Consider the following 16,844-nt stretch of genomic DNA (forward strand, 5'->3'; position numbering starts at 1 on the left):
TTAAACATTTTAAGTATATAATCAGCGCCTAAATTTTTATCTACACTAAAAAAAAGGAAAAAAATGAATAAAATTTTATTCGCACTAGCTTCTAGTGCGCTACTTTTTAGCGGAGTTTGCGCCAAAAGCCTAGCAGAAATCAAATCTAGCGGAACAATTCTAATAGCCGTCCATGATGACGAGGCTCCATTTGGCAAGCTAAATGGCGACAAATACGAGGGTTTTGAAATAACCCTAGCCGAGGCTGTGGCTGCGAAAATTTTCGCAGGTGGCGAAGGAAAGGTGGAGTTCGTAGCGTCTGCAAACGATGAGACCTCTTATAGATTGTTGCAAGATGGCGCTGTGGATATGGCTGTCTCGACCCTAGTCCCTACCGCTGAGACTGAGAAGCTCGCTGATTTTTCTAGCCCGTATTTTAGCGTAAATGTCGGTATCCTAACCCGCAAAGCAGACGCGATAACAAGCATAAAAGATCTAAAAGACAAAACAATCCTAGCCATGCCAGGAAGTATCGGCGAAAAATATTTCCAAAAACAAGGCTATACTATCAAAGAGTGCGATAGCGCTGGTGGCTGTGCTAGGGCGCTACTCGAAAATCAAGGCGATGCTTATGCTGATGAAAACATCATCGTAATGGCGTTTCCAGTGATAAATAGAGAAGTCGAAGTCCCGCAAAAAAACCTCGGAGCCTCTGAGTTTAACTCAATCGGCGTGCAAAAGGGCAACGCAGATTTGCTAAAAGCAATCGACGCTGCGCTTGTGGAGCTATCTAAAACCGGCTTTTTCGAAACAGAGTTTAACAACCACATTTCCCCATATTACAAGGGCACAGCCGAGAAAAAATACTTCTTGCTAGATGACATTTATAATCTACTTTAAGCTTTAAATTTTTAAAATTTCGCCTTGCTAAATTTGCGTTTAGCAAGGTTTTTTACCGCTAAAAAACCTTAAATTTTGATAATTAAGTTAAATTTTTGTGACATAAATCTCTTTTAAATAAAATTTTTGATACAATCTGAGAATTTCAATTTTAATTAAGGGGAGAGAAATGCAAGTTCCAATTCGTTATGGCAAAGATGATGTTTTAAACATAAATTTTGACGAAAAAAATCTTTTGGGGATTTTCAATCCGAATAAGGTTGAGAAATTTGACGAGGCTGAGCTTATCAAAAAAGCAATGCAAAATCCGATAAATCAAAAAACTTTCGATGAGTTTATCAGTGGCGATGAAGAGATCGTAATCATCGTAAATGACGGCACGCGCCCAACTCCGACATCTAAAATTTTAAAAGAAATTTATCCAAAAATCAGAGACAAAAAGAAAACCTTTATCATCGCAAACGGCTGCCACAGAGATCCGACCGAAGATGAGTATGAGATGATTTTTTCAAAAGAAATTTGGGCTGAGGTCAAGGCCAAAGGCGAGGCTCACAGCCATGATTCTAAAAACGATGAAATGGTCTATCTGGGCGAGAGTAGCAACAAAACCCAAATGTATCTAAACAAAATCGTAGCAAACGCTAAAAAAGTTATCCCAATCGGCTCAGTCGAACCGCACTATTTCGCGGGTTACACAGGCGGTAGAAAGGCGTTTTTGCCAGGCGTTGCCAAATACGAAACTATCGAGCAAAACCACAAACTAGCCCTTAGCCACGACGCGCAGGCTTTGCGATTAGAGGGCAATCCTGTGCATGAGGATATGGTCGATGCGATGAAGGTGCTAACTCATATCGATGTATTTGCGATTATGACGGTGCTAGATAGCGACCATAATATTTATTATGTAAATAGTGGCGATTTAAACGACACTTTTTATGATTGTATCGAAAAAGCAGAAGAGGTATTTTGCGTCAAAATCCCTCAAAAAGCCGATATCGTAATCTCAGTAGCCCCATATCCAATGGATGTGGATTTATACCAAGCCCAAAAAGCCCTAGATAATGGCAAACTAGCCCTAGCCCAGGGTGGCGTGCTTATCATGGTTGCCAAATGTCGCACAGGAATCGGCCCTAAGCCATTTTTTAACCTCATGGCATCAGCCGATACGCCGCAAAAAGTGCTAGAAAAAATCCAAGAGGAATTTCACCTAGGCTATCACAAAGCTGGCAAAATGGCTGAGATTGGGCTTTGGGCGCAGACTTGGGCGGTTAGCGATCTAAGCGATGATGAGATGAGAGCTGTGCATTTAAAGCCATATCATGACTTGCAAAAAGCCCTAGATGACGCGCTTGGTGAGAAGGGCAAAGACGCTAAGATTGTGATTTTACCATTTGGTTCAATGACGGTTCCAAAAATTTGAGTAAATTTATCTATTTAGACTGCGCCAGTGGCATTAGCGGAGATATGTGCCTTGGCGCATTTATCGACCTTGGCGTAGATTTTGGCTTCTTAAAACACAGCCTTATAAAACTAGGAATTTCTAATGAATATGAAATTTGCGCCAAAAAGGTTTTAAAATCTGGCATAAGTGCCACGAAAGTAGATGTGATTTTAAAGCGCAAATGGAGCACGACACCCCATTTCCATGAGCATGGACGCACTTTTAAAGACATTGTAAATTTAATAAATTCTTCAAATTTAAGCGAATTTGTAAAGCAAAAATCAATCCAAATTTTTACAATCATAGGCGAAGCTGAGGCAAAAATTCACCAAACCAGCCTAGAAGATGTCCATTTCCACGAGGTTGGTTGCACCGATAGCATAGTCGATATCGTAGGAAGCGCGATTTGCTTCGAATCGCTTGGGATTTCACGCGTGCTTTGCTCGCCACTTGCCCTTGGCGGGGGATTTGTGAAGTGCGCTCACGGAATTTTAAGCGTGCCAGCACCCGCGGTGAGTGAAATTTTATCTGGCGTGCCTGTGAAATTTGGCGGTGATTTCGAGCAGACGACACCTACTGGCGCAGGTATCGCAAAGGCTCTAACGAGCGAATTTTGCGCCGAATTTAGTGCTAAAATTTTGCGCACTGGATACGGGGCTGGAAGCAAGGAAGCCAAATTTGCAAATTTGCTTAAAATTATGATTTGCGAAGATGAGCGCTTGGCTCAATCAGGGCAGGTTTTAATCGAGACAAATATCGATGATATGGACGCTGAGGGCTTGGCGTTAGCGAGCGAAATTTTACTAAATGCTGGCGCGCTTGATGTGTTTAGCGAGGCTGTGAATATGAAAAAATCGCGCCTTGGCACGAAGCTTAGCGTGCTAGCTAAATCTTGCGACGCGCCCGCGCTAAAAGAGCTGATTTTCCGCCATACCACGGCGATAGGGGTGCGCGAAATTTCTGTGCAAAAAACAGAGCTTCCACGCCAAATTCGCGCTGTGAATACGAAATTCGGCGAGGTTAGGATTAAAATTTGCAAATTTGAGGGCGGAGAAAAAATCAAACCCGAATTTGATGATTGCAAAAATTTGGCACAAAAATTTGGCACAAATATCGCTACGGTGCGAGCTGCGGCGATCAAAGAGTATGAAAATGGAAACTTTAAAGGAAGAAATTAGAGGGCTTAAAAATCTCGCCCTGGCCTTTTCTGGCGGGGTGGATAGCTCGTTTTTGGCTTGCGTGGCAAGTGAAATCTTGGGCGCAAATTTCATCGCGCTCACCATAAAAACACCATATATGAGCGAACGAGAAATTTCGCAGGCTATAAATTTTGCTAAAATTCACAAATTTCGCCACGAAATTTTAGAACTCCAAACCCCGCAAGAAATCGCGAATAATCCACAAAATCGCTGTTATTTATGCAAAAAAAATTTATTCGAAAATTTAATTAAATTTGGGCGAAATTTGGGATTTTCAAATTTCGTAGACGGCACAAACAAAGATGATTTGGGCGAAGATCGCCCAGGACTTCGCGCCGTGCGCGAGCTTGGCGTCATTTCGCCACTGATAAATTTAACCAAAGCCCAAATTAGGGAGTATTCACGCACCCTGCGCCTAGAAAGCGCGGACTTGCCTAGCTTTGCGTGCTTGCTAACTCGTTTGCCTCACGGGCGCGAATTTAGCGCAGATGATTTAAAATTGGTTGAGCGCGTGGAAAATTTACTCATACAAAACGGCTTTGCAAACATCAGAGCACGCTATAATGGGCGAAATTTAAAAATCGAAATGCCAAGAGCGCTGATGAGCGAATTTGTGGCGAGTGAAAATTTTGCAAAAATTATTCAAAAAATAGATGAAATTTCGCAAATTGATGAAATTTTGCTCGATTTAAAGGGTTTTAGAAAGGAAGTTTTAAATGAAAAAGGCTGAAATTTTGGACTTAATCGCCCAAATCAAGGGTGGCAAAATTTCTGATGAAAAGGTCGTCGAGTATTTCGCAAACTACCCATTTTCCGATATCGGCTGCGCTAAGGTCGATATGCAAAGAGAGCTTAGAAGTGGCGTAGGCGAGGTGATTTATGGCGAGGGAAAAAGTGCTGAGGCGATTTTGGCAATCGCGCGCGAGTGTGTAAAAAATGGCAACAATGTCCTAATCACGCGCACAAATTCGCAGGTGGCTGAAATTTTGCAAAAAGACTTCCCGCTTGCTAAATTTAACGAGGTCGGCCGCACGATAAGCATTATCATAAACGAGCCAAAACTTACCGAAAGTTATATCGGTATCATTTCGGCTGGCACATCTGATTCTTACGCTGTGGAAGAGGCATACGAGACGGCGAAATTTTTGGGTAATGATGTGCGCAAAATCACCGATGTGGGCGTGGCTGGGATAAATAGGCTGTTTTTGAAGCTTGATGAAATCCAAAAAGCCAAAGTCCTAATCGTCATAGCAGGCATGGAAGGAGCCCTTCCTAGCGTGATTGCAGGCCTTGTCAAAGCTCCTGTTATCGCCGTGCCTACGAGCGTGGGATATGGGGCGAGTTTTGGTGGTGTGGCAGCCTTGCTTGGTATGCTAAATTCGTGCGCAAACGGCATTAGTGTCGTAAATATCGACAACGGATACGGCGCAGCGTATAATGCGAGTATAATCAACCATTTATAAGGAGAGAGCGTGGAAAATGTAGAGAAAATGACCGCCGTCATGGCTAGTCTCGTCGGATACAGTGGCAAAATTTTGCCAGATGATGTCACGGCGAAATTAAAGGAGCTAGCGAGCAAAGAAAATGCGCCGTTAGCAAAGACGATTTATGAGACGATGTTTAAAAACCAAGAGCTTGCCAAAGAGCTAAATCGCCCCTCTTGTCAAGATACTGGCGCGATTCAGTTTTTCGTAAAATGTGGCGCGAAATTTCCGCTAATTGGCGAATTAGAGCAAATTTTAAGGGAAAGCGTCTTACGAGCGACAAAAGAAGCTCCACTTCGCCACAACAGCGTCGAGACCTTTGATGAATACAACACTGGCAAAAATGTCGGAAAAGATGTGCCTTCGATTTTTTGGGAAATCGTGCCAGGTAGCGATAAATGCGAGATTGATACATACATGGCAGGAGGTGGCTGCACGCTTCCTGGAAAAGCCGGCGTGCTAATGCCTGGTATGGGCTATGAGGGCGTGGTGAAATTCGTAATGGATATAATGACAAGTTATGGCTTAAATGCCTGTCCGCCGCTAGTCGTGGGCGTGGGCGTGGCAACCTCGATAGATGTGGCGTCTTTGCTTTCGAAAAAGGCTTTGTTTCGCCCGCTTGGAAAGCATAATCCAAACGAGCGCGCTGCAAAAACCGAAAAACTGCTAGAAGATGGCATTAACAAAATCGGCCTTGGTCCGCAAGGCATGGGCGGAGCTAGCTCGGTGCTTGGCGTGCATATCGAAAACTCAGCCCGTCACCCCTCAGTCATCGCTGTGGCTGTAAATACAGGCTGCTGGTCGCACAGACGCGCGAATATCGTTTGGAACGGCGATTTAAGCTTTACCGTGACATCTCATAAGGACTATAAATATGAATAAGAAAATTTTGCAAACTCCGATTTCTAGGGAGGATTTAGAGGATATTAAAATTGGCGATATCATTTATCTAAGCGGAAATATCGTAACTTGTCGCGATGTGGCTCACAGGCGCGTGGTCGAAAAAAATATGCCACTTCCGCTTGATATTCGTGGCGGGGCGATACTGCACGCAGGCCCAATTATCAAAAAAACAAGCGCTGGTGGCGAGGATAGATACGAAATCGTCTCGGTAGGACCTACGACAAGCATGCGTATGGAGCAATTCGAGTATGAATTTATCGAAAAAACGGGCGTTAGAGTAATCGTAGGCAAGGGGGGAATGGCTGGCAATACAGAAAATGGTTGTAAGGATTTTGGCGCATTGCACTGCGTTTTCCCGGCAGGGTGCGCAGTAATCGCTGCCATGGAGGTCGAGGAAATCGTAAGCGCTGATTGGATGGAGCTTGGTATGCCAGAGACCTTGTGGAATTGCAAAGTTAAAGAATTTGGCCCACTAATCGTATCAGTCGACGCGAAAGGCAATAATCTTTTTGAGAAAAATAAGGTCGAATTTAACAAGAAAAAAGATGAGGCGTTGGCGGAAATTTTGCCAGAAGTTAGCTTTATAAAATAGGGAAAAATTATGAAAAAAACAGCTTTTATTACAGGTGCGACGAGTGGTTTTGGCGAGGCGATAGCTAGAATTTTAAGCAAAGAGGGTTATAAAATCATCGCTCTTGGGCGCAGAAAAGAGAGATTGGAAAATTTAGCCAAAGAGCTAGGAAATACCCATATAATCGCAGCTGATGTGCGAAATAGGGATGAAATTTTTAAAGCTGTGCAGAATTTGCCTAGCGAATATAGAGATGTCGAAATTTTGGTAAATAATGCTGGTCTTGCGCTTGGTCTAGATGGCATTAAAGATGCACAAATCGAGGATTTGGAGACTATGGTCGATACAAATATAAAAGGCGTAATATACACTACAAAGGCAGTTTTACCACTACTTTTGCAAAGTGGCAATGGCTATATTTTCAATATCGGCTCTACTGCTGGTGCGTGGCCGTATCCTGGAAGCCATGTTTATGGCGCAAGTAAGGCGTTTGTGAAGCAATTTAGCAGAAATATCAGAAACGATTTGATTGGCACTGGTATTCGCGTAACAGAGATCGCGCCGGGTATTTGCGAGACTGAATTTAGCGATGTGAGATTTAAAGGCGATAAAGCAAGGGCGAAAAAGGTCTATGAAAATACAGATCCGATTAAAGCAGAGGATATAGCTAGGATCGTGCTAAATTGCATAAATATGCCTCATCATGTCAATATAAATATCGTAGAGGCTATGGCGACAGCGCAAACTTGGGCTGGATTGCATGTAGAGAAAAGATAACTCTAAATTTTGAATAAGTATTATAAATAAATTTTTAACACTTATTCTATAAAAATTCAATATTTTGAATTTTATTTATATTTCTTTAAAAGAAATATTGATACAATAAAATAAGTATTTTTTAAGGAAAGGAAGAAGCGATGGAGTTTCTTACAGGTTTGTCTGAGAGCGTCCAATTTACTATTCAGTTGATAATAGTTTTGGCGTGTCTGTTTTATGGTGCCAAAAAGGGTGGTATGGCCCTTGGTATTTTAGGTGGTATAGGTTTAGTTATACTCGTATTTTTATTCAAAATGTCTCCGGGCAAACCAGCCGTTGATGTTATTTTGACAATCCTTGCGGTTGTTGTCGCCTCAGCTACATTGCAGGCTGCGGGCGGTTTGGATGTTATGCTTCAACTTGCTGAAAAAGCGTTGAGAAAAAATCCAAAATTAGTTTGTTATGTTGCACCAATGTGTGCTTGGACTTTGACAGTTCTTTGCGGTACTGGTCACACAGTTTATACACTTTTGCCGATTATCTACGATGTATCTATGAAAAGCGGTGTGCGTCCAGAGCGTCCAATGGCAGCTACTACCGTTTCATCACAATTAGCAATCATCGCTAGCCCAGTTTCAGTTGCTGGTGTTTCTATCGTGGCTGTATTGCTAGGCGCTGGTGCTCAAATCGAGGGATTTTCTAGCTACCTTGACCTTCTTAAAGTAACTATTCCTTCTACTTTCTTCGGTATGCTATGTATCAGCACATACTCAGTATTCCGTGGTAAAAGCCTTGAAAAAGATGAGGAATTCCAAGCTAAACTTAAAGATCCAGAGCAAAGAAAAATCATCTATGGTTCTGACGATGCTAAATCACTTATCGGTGTTAAACTTCCACAAAAACAATGGAATGTTATGTATATCTTCCTTTCAGCAATCGTTGTTGTTGCGGTTTTGGGTTATTACAAACAACTTCGCCCGACATGGTCTATCTCAAAAGACGCTGCTATCGTTAATATCGTAGATGCAGGCGATAGCTCAAAAGTCCTAGACAAAGTAAAAATCAGCGACGGAACTATGATGTTAAGTGGTGCTGAGACAAAAATGAGCGTTAAAAAAGATAAATCTAAATTAACTCAAAGCGCACAAAGCGTTGAGGTTAAAGATAAAGACGGTAAAACTTACAAAGTTAGCCAAGATGGTGCAAAAGTAACTTATGTAAATGCAAAAGGCGAAACTAAAACTTACGAAAACGCAAAAATCGATGTAGCTACAAGCACAAAAGGCTCAAAAACTCTTGGTATGGTTGATACTATCCAAATGTTTATGCTCCTTGCTGCTGCTATTATGATGATTTATTCAGGTATCAAAGCCGGCACAATCGCTCAAAACGAAATCTTCCACAGCGGTATGATTGCGCTTGTTGCGATTTATGGTATCTCATGGATGGCCGATACTATGTTCCACGCTCATATCGATATGTTAGCTGGCTCACTTGGTAAGGTAATGCAAGCATATCCATTTACATACATTGTAGTTGGTATGTTGATTTCAAAATTCCTTAACTCACAAGCTGCTGCTGCTGCGACTTTCGTTCCACTAGCGATTGCTATCGGTGTAAATCCAGGAACAATTATTGCGTTCGCAACTGCATGCTATGGTTATTTCATCTTACCTACATACCCAAGCGACCTTGCTGCGATCCAATTCGACCGCTCAGGCACAACAAAAATCGGTAAATATGTTATCAACCACAGCTTCATTATTCCTGGTTTCATCGGCGTATTCAGCTCATGCTTCCTAGGCTATATCCTAGCTCATTTCTACGGATATATGTAATAGCTCTTGTCTGCGAGGAAACTCGCAGACAAATTCTTCTAAATTTCTAAATTTTATTTCAAATATTTATTAAGTCAAATTATGCAAAACACCGATATTGACATACAGGCATTAGAGGAAGAATTTAAAAAATTCAATGCCAAAAATTATACAAACAACGGAGTGTGTGTATGTATTGCACACTTTCAAATATTGTGCTTTTAAATCAATTACAAAAGAAAGGATAAAAATAGATTTTTATATTTTTCGCACCTTTCTCGCATAAAATTTCTTATAAATAATTTTTATTAATAAACATAAGCTAAAATCCAAATTTTAAATTTTTCAAAAGGAGAAAAAATGAAAATTATCTCAATTCTAAGTGCATGCGCACTTGGCGCAATGCTAGCAAACGCTGCCCCTTACGAGGTCGATAACGCCCATTCTAGCGTAGGTTTTAAGATCAAACACATGAGCATTAGCAATGTGGTTGGAAACTTCAAGGATTTTAGCGCAGAGATTGACGCTGAGGCTGGCAAGCTAAACAAGCTAAGTGCCGTGGTCAAAACCGCCTCAGTTTTTACTGACAACGAAAAACGCGACGCGCACTTGCAAGCGGACGATTTTTTCGGCTCAGAAAAGTTCCCTGATATGAAATTTGAGATGAAAGAGTTCGCGGCTGATAAGGTCAAAGGCGAGCTAACGATCCGCGATGTGAGCAAAGAGGTCGAGTTTGACTATGATTTTGGCGGCGAAGCCAAGCAGGGCGATAAGGCTAAAATCGGATTTAGTTTAGAGGGCAAAATCAAACGCTCTGATTTTAATTTCGCCCCAGGTAGCGGCACTGCGATGCTAGGCGATGATATAAAAATTTCTATCGAAATCGAAGCCGTAGCGAAGTAAAATTTTACGCAAATTTTATTGCAAATTTTGGGAAATTTAGCAAATCGCTAAATTTCCCTTTTTTATTTAAATTTTAAATTTTCGCTACGCAATCTCGCAATACTGCGCCCGAAATTTCGGCGCAGTGTTTAAAAACTTGCGGTAGCGAAATTTAGCGAAATTTGGCTAAATTTAGCGCACAAACGAGCGTAATAGCGCGATTTCGTCCGCCCAAATACTCTCATCAATCGTTTCTAAAATTAGCGGAATTTCATCGATATTTTTGTCGTTCATAATGTTTTCGAAGCTTGCCAGCCCTAAAAATCCGCGCCCAAGGCTCTCGTGGCGGTCTTTGCGCACGCCAAGGTCGTTTTTGGTGTCGTTTAGGTGCATGCCAGATAAAAATTTATAGCCGATGACGCGGTCAAACTCGCTCATAGTGCGCTCATAGGCGTCTTTCGTGCGAAAGTCGTATCCACCGGCGAAGGCGTGGCAGGTGTCGATACAAACGCCAATGCGGGTCTTGTCGCTTACGCGCGCGATTATGTAGGCGATTTGGGCGAATTCATGTCCTAAATTTGAGCCTTGGCCTGCTGTGTTTTCGATGACGAGTTTGACATTGCTAGTGTTTGCGATAGCGAAATTTAGGCACCTGACGATATTTTGCAGACACTGCTGGGGCGAAATTTCATTTAAATGCGAGCCCGGGTGGAAATTTAGCAGTTTTATGCCGAGCTTTTCGCAACGATTTATCTCGTCGATAAAGGCGTCAAGGCTTTTTTGGCGAAGCGTGGGGTCTGGGTGGCCTAGATTTATGAGATAGCTATCGTGGGCTAGAATATGCTCTGCGCGTATGCCAGTGGTGGAGAGATTTGCACGAAACTGCGCTATATCGCTATCGCTAAGCGGTTTTGCGCTCCACTGACGCTGATTTTTGACAAAAAGCGCAAACGCGTCTGCGCCGATTTTTTGCGCGTTAAGCGGAGCGTTAAAAACCCCGCCAGCTGCGCTTACATTGGCTCCAACACGCTTCATAAAAGCTCTCTTACGCTGATTTTTACCCCAGCTTTTTTGTCGCTAAATTTGATAATTTTACCGCTATCATCGCAGACGCTGTATGAAATTTCGCCTAAATTTTGCTCGAATCCGCAATCTGTTTTGGTTAAATTTTTCGCGCCATAGATTGCCTTCGCGCCCAAAATTTCGCCCAAAAATCCCTTGTAGTGGGCGTTTTTGAAAAATTTCTCATTGAAAGTTGGCTCATCATCGCAGGCATTATTCATGCACACGCTTTCGTTTTTTGCGACCAAGGAAAGCACGCTAACCCCGCTAGAATAGACCTGCAACTCGGTTTGGTTTTTAAAACTTCTAATAAATCCAGTGTCGTTTAGGCGCAAATTTGGCGAAATTATCGAAAACGCCACCGCTTGCGTCTTTTGCGGGGTGAGCTTGGCGCAACCACAAAATACTGCCCCGATTCCCAAAAATCCAGCAAAAATCAAATTTATTTTTTTCATTTTTGTCCTTTTTTAAATTTTAATATTTTCATTTTAGCGAAATTTATAAAAATTCCAGCTTTATTAAGTGAAATTTAAGCGCAATTTATATAAAATAATCGTTCCTTTTAATTTAACCGAATTAAGTGGCCCCTTCGTCTAACGGTTAGGACATCGCCCTTTCACGGCGGTAACACGAGTTCGAATCTCGTAGGGGTCACCACTAAAATACAAAATCCAAAAAATTAAATTTCAAATCAAAATTTAATGAGAATTCAAAATTCGCTTAAAATTTCTTAAAATTTAGCCAAATTTAAATTTACGGTTAAGGTTGTATTGGCTAAAATTACAGCTTATTCTTTTATTGTAGAAAAGATAAATTTGGTAAAAAAGGAAAAAAATGAGCGACATTATCGCATACAAATTTAATGGTGAAATTTATGATACTCAAAGTATCGGCGAGGGTGCAGATGGCGCAGAACCGATATTTTTCGATAACTCTGCTGACGCGCTAAAAGTGCTTCGCCACTCATGCGCGCATTTGTTAGCGCAAGCTGTCAAATCACTCTACCCAGACGCGAAATTTTTCGTGGGTCCTGCGATTGAAGATGGATTTTATTATGATATGCGCGTGAGCAAAAACAGTGGCGAGAAGCTTGGCGAGGACGATTTAAAGGCGATTGAGAAAAAAATGAAAGAGCTAGCCGAAGCCAAGCAAGATATAGTTAAAATTTGCTCTACCAAAGGTGCTGTTAGCGCAAAATACGCCGAGGACGACCTAAAAGTCGAGGTTTTAAAACGAATCCCAGAGGGCGAAGTGAGTTTGTATGCGCAAGGCGATTTTGAGGATATTTGTCGCGGACCTCATGTGCCAAATACCAAATTTTTGCGAAATTTCGCGCTAACTAGGATTGCAGGTGCGTATTTGGGCGGCGATGAGACACGCGAAATGCTAACTCGAATTTACGGCGTGGTTTTTGCCGATAAAGAGAGCCTAAAAAATCACCTAACAATGCTCGAAGAGGCTAAAAAGCGCGATCACCGCAAGCTTGGTGCGGAGATGAAATTTTTCACATTTGATGAAGAAATTGGTGCTGGACTTCCGATTTGGTTACCAGCGGGTGCGAAAATGCGCGTAAAACTCGAAGAAAGGCTATATCGACAGCTTCGCCGTCGCGGTTACGAGCCAGTCAGAGGCCCTGAAATCCTAAAATCTGACGCGTGGAAAATCAGCGGACACTACACAAATTACAAAGAAAATATGTATTTTACGATGATCGAAGAGCAAGAATACGGCATCAAGCCGATGAACTGCGTGGGTCATATCAAAGTCTATCAAAGCGAAATTCGCTCATATCGTGATTTGCCACTTAAATTTTGCGAATATGGCGTCGTGCATAGACATGAAAAATCAGGCGTTTTGCACGGGTTATTTAGAGTGCGTGAATTCACCCAAGATGACGCGCATATCTTTTGTATGCCAAGCCAAATCAAAGAAAATGTCTATGAAATTTTGGACTTCGTCGATGTGCTAATGGGCGCGTTTGATTTCAACTACGAAATGGAAATTTCAACCAAACCTGCCAAGGCTGTGGGCGATGATGAAGTGTGGGAGATCGCTACAAAAGCGCTTAAAGACGCGCTTGATGAAAAGGGCTTTAAATACGGTATCGACGAGGGCGGCGGTGCGTTTTATGGTCCGAAAATCGACATCAAAATCACAGACGCTTTGGGTCGAAAATGGCAGTGTGGCACCGTGCAGGTGGATTTCAACCTGCCAAATCGCTTCGAGCTAGGTTATATCGACGAAAACAATGAGAAAAAACAGCCTGTCATGCTTCACAGAGCGATTTTGGGAAGCTTTGAGAGATTTATAGGAATTTTGATCGAACACACAGCTGGCGAGCTTCCGTTTTGGATCTGCCCGACACAAGTGGCGATTATCCCAATTGGCGAAGCGCACAGCGCGTATGCAAAAGAGATTTCAGAGAGCTTGCGCGATTTGGGCATAGACAGCGAAATTTTAACCAAAAACGAAACTTTAAATAAAAAAATCAGAACAGCCGAAAAGCAAAAGGTGCCATTAATCATCGTTCTTGGCGATAACGAAGTGGCTAATCGTAGCGTCGCATTGCGTGATAGGCGTGCGCGCGAACAGCGAAATTTGGGGCTTAGCGAGTTCTTGGATTTCGTGCAAAACAAATTAAATGAGGTGAATTTTTGAGCAGCAAAAAAGAAGTTTTTCTAAACGAAGAAATCGAGGCTGATGAAGTTAGGTGTATCGGCGAAGATGGCGAAGCATACGGCGTAATCTCGCTAGATGAGGCGTTGCAAATCGCAAGCAAACAAGGTGTCGATCTCGTGCTAATTGCGCCAGATGCGAAACCGCCAGTGTGCAAGGTAATGGATTATAGTAAATTCCGTTATCAACAAGAAAAAAAGCTAAAAGAGACCAAGAAAAAACAGAAAATCATCGAGATTAAAGAGATAAAATTTTCGGCAAAAATCGCTCAAAACGATGTGAATTACAAGGTAAAACACGCAAAAGAATTCCTAGATTCTGGCAAACATGTCAAACTTCGCGTGTTTTTGAAGGGTCGCGAGATGAGCACTCCTGAGATTGGCGTAAATTTGCTAAACAAAATTTGGGAAGAGAATTTCGCAGGTAGCGCAGAACGCGACAAAGCCCCGATTTTAGAGGGAAGATATGTGAGTATGCTAATTACGCCGAAAAAGTCTTAAATTTCGGCGTAGCTTAAATATTTTTAAATTTCAGCAGAAATTTAAAATTTTATTATATAATCACAGCTTATCTTAAAAAAAAGGATAAACATGCCAAAGATGAAAAGTGTGCGTGGCGCAGCAAAACGCTTTAAAGTAGGCAAAAACAAGATTAAACGCGGTTCAGCTTTCCGCAGCCATATCTTGACTAAAAAGTCTAGCGAGTGTAAAAGAGATTTGCGCGGCCCACATTATGTAGATTCTACAAATGTTAGAGCTGTTAAGCTTATGCTTTGTAAATAATTTTAGTTTTTGACCTAGTCATTCAAACTCCCCTAAGATAGGGAAAGACCCAAAAATGGGCGCCATTTAAGAAAGGATTAATATGGCAAGAGTAAAAACAGGCGTTGTTAGAAGACGCAGACACAATAAAGTTTTAAAACTTGCTCGCGGTTTTTATAGCGCAAGAAGAAAACATTTCAGAAAAGCCAAAGAACAATTAGAAAGAAGTTTGGTTTATGCTTACCGCGATAGACGCGCGAAAAAACGCGACTTCCGCAGACTATGGATTGTTAGAATTAACGCTGCTTGCAGAATCAACGATATTAGTTATTCTAAATTTATGCACGGTCTTAAACTTGCAAACATCGAATTAGATAGAAAAATCCTAGCAAACCTTGCTATGAACGATGCTAAGGCTTTCGCTGCATTAGCTGATAAAGCAAAGGCTGCTTTAAAATAATTTTTTGAATTTCAAGATTTTTTCTTGAAATTCTCCCTTTTAAATTTTGTATTCTGGCTCGTTTAAATAGATTTTAAGCGGGGTTTGAATACAATACCCCCTTTATTTCGTGGTTGGATAGCTCAGTCGGTAGAGCAGCAGACTGAAAATCTGCGTGTCGGCAGTTCGATTCTGCCTCTAACCACCATTTAAGCTTTTTTTAGCTCTTTTTATTCGCTTTAAAATTTTGAAAATCAAAAAATTTGGCTATGACGAATTTAGTCGCAGAAACTAAATTTATCTTTTTGTAATTATCTTTAAATTCGGCATTTCTTGTAGAATTTCTTGGTTTTGTATAGGCAAATCCAAAATGTCTATATGGAATAAATTTTTTAAATTTACTATGCTAGATGGTAGTTTGGTTATGCCGGTAAAGCCTATGTTTAGATCTCTTAATTTTGTTAATTCTCCGATATTTTCAGGCAGAGCAGACAGATCTTTATTATCATAAATCAAAAGCGTTTCTAAATTTTTTAAATTTGCAATTTTTGGCGAAATTGTTTTTAGGCTTCCTCTGGTGTATTCAAATCGCTTTAAATTTGCTAAATTTTCAATTTCATCGGGTATAGTAGTAATATTGCTATCGTTTAGTTGCAAATCCTCTAAATTGTGTAGTTTAAGTATCTCCATAAAGTTTTCTTGCGATACATTGCTGATACTTAGAATTTTTAAGTTTTGTAAATTTGAAAAATTTTGTGGGAAATTTTCAAAACTAGTGGATAAATACTCTAAATTTTGCAGATTAGTTATCCATTTTGGGAATTCTTTTTGGGCAATTAAACTCAAATTTAATAGTTGTAAATTTTTTAAATTTGCCATTTCGTCTGGTATAGATTTTAACTTTCTACACATATCACAATTAAATTGTTTCAAGCCTGTAAGATTCCCAAATTCAGGCGAAATTTCAGATATATCAGTGCCCGAAATGTCTAACGCTTCTAAATTTTTCATATTTAATATATGTTTTCCTAGATTTTCTATCTTAGAATAACTTAAATTTAAAGCTTTTAAATTTGGAATTTTGCTTATGATTTCTGTGATTTCTTTTATTTGTGTTTTTCTAAGATTTAATATAGAAAGTTTTGTCAAATTCACAACGCAAGGCGGTAAATCTGTAATATTGGCTTCACGGACATCGATTGTTTCTAGGTTACTAAGCATACAAATTTCGCTAGGTAATTCATTTGTATTGTCTGTATCGATTGAAAAATACACTCCGCGTGGTGAAGGTCTTTCTATTGATATTTCAGTAAAATATTCTAGACTATCATAGAAATCTTTTGTGGTTTCGACTTTTAAATTTTCAACAGCTTTATCAAATTCTACTATATTTATCTCATTATTTGCCAATTTTTTAGACAACTTGTCGTATCTTAGGTCGGATTGAACCGGTCTAGAATAATCTACAAATTTGGATAGAATTTGCATTTGCTCATTTGTTTTACTATCAAGTTCCGGTGAATTTATCAACTCTTTATCGCTTTGGTTGGCATTTAGAAAAATTTGCCCTATTATAAGTAGTGCTAAAATTATCTTTTTCATAAAATCTCCGAATTTAAAAAATTTAATAAGATAGATTATAACAAAAAAGTGAATTTTTAGCTCTTTTGGCGAGTTTTGCAAAATTTCAAAAATTCCCTCCCTTATTTAATCTATTTTTAAGCAACCCTTGAATATAATCCACTTTCCGTTTTTGAAATCTAACTTCTGTTATTTTCCAATGCGTGTTATTTTATTTATTATTGTCAAAAACTATCTTTTAGTCAATCTTTGAAATCTAAACAAGTGATCGATTGAGCCAAAGGCAATTTTTATAATTGTCAAATTTAAAAGTTACAAACAATTAAGTTTTTAGATTAAAAACTTCATAAATTGAATTTAAAAGATAAAAAGTTTCTTTTTATCTTTGATACA

16 protein-coding genes, 2 tRNA genes and 2 pseudogenes are annotated in these 16,844 nt (G+C 40.3%); 17 read left to right on the plus strand and 3 right to left on the minus strand.

The features are described 5' to 3' along the window. Window positions 1–63 precede the first annotated feature (63 nt). The 11 genes and pseudogenes from OFN98_RS06660 (at window position 64) to OFN98_RS06705 (ending at window position 9,953) form a co-directional block, all read left to right on the plus strand. On the plus strand, window positions 64–879 hold the full coding sequence (locus OFN98_RS06660; protein WP_270874465.1) for a transporter substrate-binding domain-containing protein: 816 nt from the start codon (window positions 64–66) through the stop codon (window positions 877–879). A 169-nt stretch (window positions 880–1,048) separates the two neighbouring features. After that, on the plus strand, window positions 1,049–2,299 hold the full coding sequence (larA, locus tag OFN98_RS06665; RefSeq protein ID WP_270858721.1) for a nickel-dependent lactate racemase: 1,251 nt from the start codon (window positions 1,049–1,051) through the stop codon (window positions 2,297–2,299). Further along, window positions 2,296–3,498 (plus strand): nickel pincer cofactor biosynthesis protein LarC, encoded by a 1,203-nt coding sequence (larC, locus tag OFN98_RS06670; protein WP_270874466.1) that lies wholly within the window; start codon window positions 2,296–2,298, stop codon window positions 3,496–3,498. Before larA ends, larC begins: the two co-directional genes overlap by 4 nt. Beyond that, window positions 3,473–4,249 carry an ATP-dependent sacrificial sulfur transferase LarE gene (gene larE, locus OFN98_RS06675; RefSeq protein WP_333720405.1) on the plus strand — a complete coding sequence of 259 codons (777 nt, stop codon included), beginning with the start codon at window positions 3,473–3,475 and terminating at the stop codon, window positions 4,247–4,249. Before larC ends, larE begins: the two co-directional genes overlap by 26 nt. Then, window positions 4,236–4,982, plus strand: coding sequence for a nickel pincer cofactor biosynthesis protein LarB (gene larB, locus OFN98_RS06680; protein WP_270865422.1), 747 nt, complete (start codon window positions 4,236–4,238; stop codon window positions 4,980–4,982). Before larE ends, larB begins: the two co-directional genes overlap by 14 nt. 9 nt (window positions 4,983–4,991) lie before the next feature. Continuing rightward, on the plus strand, window positions 4,992–5,885 hold the full coding sequence (ttdA, locus tag OFN98_RS06685; protein ID WP_270858725.1) for a L(+)-tartrate dehydratase subunit alpha: 894 nt from the start codon (window positions 4,992–4,994) through the stop codon (window positions 5,883–5,885). Next, a complete protein-coding gene (gene ttdB / locus OFN98_RS06690) occupies window positions 5,878–6,498 on the plus strand; it encodes a L(+)-tartrate dehydratase subunit beta (RefSeq protein WP_270874468.1) in 621 nt (206 codons plus the stop codon). The genes ttdA and ttdB overlap by 8 nt, the downstream gene beginning before the upstream one ends. Before the next feature lie 9 nt (window positions 6,499–6,507). Beyond that, window positions 6,508–7,254 carry an SDR family NAD(P)-dependent oxidoreductase gene (locus OFN98_RS06695; protein WP_270874469.1) on the plus strand — a complete coding sequence of 249 codons (747 nt, stop codon included), beginning with the start codon at window positions 6,508–6,510 and terminating at the stop codon, window positions 7,252–7,254. 140 nt (window positions 7,255–7,394) lie between these two features. Continuing rightward, window positions 7,395–8,220: pseudogene (locus OFN98_RS08030) on the plus strand (anaerobic C4-dicarboxylate transporter family protein); the annotation flags it as partial. Window positions 8,221–8,483: 263 nt separating this feature from the next. After that, a pseudogene (locus OFN98_RS08035) lies at window positions 8,484–9,071 on the plus strand (anaerobic C4-dicarboxylate transporter family protein); the annotation flags it as partial. A gap of 339 nt (window positions 9,072–9,410) precedes the next feature. Beyond that, entirely contained in the window at window positions 9,411–9,953 is a 543-nt protein-coding gene (locus tag OFN98_RS06705) for a YceI family protein (protein ID WP_270865418.1), read from the plus strand. Window positions 9,954–10,124: 171 nt separating this feature from the next. Here OFN98_RS06705 and nfo read toward each other — a convergent pair whose 3' ends face one another. Both nfo and OFN98_RS06715 read right to left on the minus strand, forming a co-directional pair. Beyond that, a complete protein-coding gene (gene nfo, locus OFN98_RS06710) occupies window positions 10,125–10,967 on the minus strand; it encodes a deoxyribonuclease IV (protein ID WP_270874470.1) in 843 nt (280 codons plus the stop codon). Next, window positions 10,964–11,449, minus strand: a complete 486-nt coding sequence (locus tag OFN98_RS06715; RefSeq protein ID WP_270874471.1) for a hypothetical protein — start codon at window positions 11,447–11,449, stop codon at window positions 10,964–10,966. The genes nfo and OFN98_RS06715 overlap by 4 nt, the downstream gene beginning before the upstream one ends. 127 nt (window positions 11,450–11,576) lie before the next feature. On the opposite strand from OFN98_RS06715, the gene OFN98_RS06720 reads away from it, so the two are divergent. The 6 genes from OFN98_RS06720 to OFN98_RS06745 all read left to right on the plus strand — a co-directional run bounded on the left by OFN98_RS06720 (window position 11,577) and on the right by OFN98_RS06745 (window position 15,078). Beyond that, window positions 11,577–11,651: transfer RNA gene (locus OFN98_RS06720), tRNA-Glu, on the plus strand. Window positions 11,652–11,828: 177 nt separating this feature from the next. After that, window positions 11,829–13,652, plus strand: coding sequence for a threonine--tRNA ligase (gene thrS, locus OFN98_RS06725; protein ID WP_270874472.1), 1,824 nt, complete (start codon window positions 11,829–11,831; stop codon window positions 13,650–13,652). After that, a complete protein-coding gene (gene infC, locus OFN98_RS06730) occupies window positions 13,649–14,170 on the plus strand; it encodes a translation initiation factor IF-3 (RefSeq protein WP_270858734.1) in 522 nt (173 codons plus the stop codon). The genes thrS and infC overlap by 4 nt, the downstream gene beginning before the upstream one ends. 90 nt (window positions 14,171–14,260) lie before the next feature. Next, window positions 14,261–14,452 carry a 50S ribosomal protein L35 gene (gene rpmI, locus OFN98_RS06735; protein ID WP_270858735.1) on the plus strand — a complete coding sequence of 64 codons (192 nt, stop codon included), beginning with the start codon at window positions 14,261–14,263 and terminating at the stop codon, window positions 14,450–14,452. 82 nt (window positions 14,453–14,534) lie between these two features. Continuing rightward, the gene (gene rplT, locus OFN98_RS06740) at window positions 14,535–14,891 is read left to right on the plus strand and encodes a 50S ribosomal protein L20 (RefSeq protein WP_270858736.1); all 357 of its coding nucleotides are present in this window, start codon (window positions 14,535–14,537) and stop codon (window positions 14,889–14,891) included. Window positions 14,892–15,002: 111 nt separating this feature from the next. Continuing rightward, window positions 15,003–15,078, plus strand: a tRNA-Phe gene (locus OFN98_RS06745). 89 nt (window positions 15,079–15,167) lie between these two features. Here OFN98_RS06745 and OFN98_RS06750 read toward each other — a convergent pair. Then, window positions 15,168–16,472, minus strand: coding sequence for a leucine-rich repeat domain-containing protein (locus OFN98_RS06750; RefSeq protein ID WP_270874473.1), 1,305 nt, complete (start codon window positions 16,470–16,472; stop codon window positions 15,168–15,170). Between the last annotated feature and the right edge of the window lie 372 nt (window positions 16,473–16,844).

The organism is Campylobacter sp. JMF_15 NE4 (assembly GCF_027737645.1).
Classification (GTDB): Bacteria; Campylobacterota; Campylobacteria; order Campylobacterales; family Campylobacteraceae; genus Campylobacter_B.

What these genes read in the sequence shown, in the direction of transcription:
- OFN98_RS06660 (WP_270874465.1), top strand. Translation starts at nt 64, where the DNA reads ATGAATAAAATTTTATTCGCACTAGCTTCTAGTGCGCTACTTTTTAGC.
- larA (WP_270858721.1), top strand. Translation starts at nt 1,049, where the DNA reads ATGCAAGTTCCAATTCGTTATGGCAAAGATGATGTTTTAAACATAAAT.
- larE (WP_333720405.1), top strand. Translation starts at nt 3,473, where the DNA reads ATGGAAACTTTAAAGGAAGAAATTAGAGGGCTTAAAAATCTCGCCCTG.
- larB (WP_270865422.1), top strand. Translation starts at nt 4,236, where the DNA reads ATGAAAAAGGCTGAAATTTTGGACTTAATCGCCCAAATCAAGGGTGGC.
- ttdB (WP_270874468.1), top strand. Translation starts at nt 5,878, where the DNA reads ATGAATAAGAAAATTTTGCAAACTCCGATTTCTAGGGAGGATTTAGAG.
- OFN98_RS06695 (WP_270874469.1), top strand. Translation starts at nt 6,508, where the DNA reads ATGAAAAAAACAGCTTTTATTACAGGTGCGACGAGTGGTTTTGGCGAG.
- OFN98_RS06705 (WP_270865418.1), top strand. Translation starts at nt 9,411, where the DNA reads ATGAAAATTATCTCAATTCTAAGTGCATGCGCACTTGGCGCAATGCTA.
- nfo (WP_270874470.1), bottom strand. Translation starts at nt 10,967, where the DNA reads ATGAAGCGTGTTGGAGCCAATGTAAGCGCAGCTGGCGGGGTTTTTAAC.
- OFN98_RS06715 (WP_270874471.1), bottom strand. Translation starts at nt 11,449, where the DNA reads ATGAAAAAAATAAATTTGATTTTTGCTGGATTTTTGGGAATCGGGGCA.
- thrS (WP_270874472.1), top strand. Translation starts at nt 11,829, where the DNA reads ATGAGCGACATTATCGCATACAAATTTAATGGTGAAATTTATGATACT.
- rpmI (WP_270858735.1), top strand. Translation starts at nt 14,261, where the DNA reads ATGCCAAAGATGAAAAGTGTGCGTGGCGCAGCAAAACGCTTTAAAGTA.
- rplT (WP_270858736.1), top strand. Translation starts at nt 14,535, where the DNA reads ATGGCAAGAGTAAAAACAGGCGTTGTTAGAAGACGCAGACACAATAAA.
- OFN98_RS06750 (WP_270874473.1), bottom strand. Translation starts at nt 16,472, where the DNA reads ATGAAAAAGATAATTTTAGCACTACTTATAATAGGGCAAATTTTTCTA.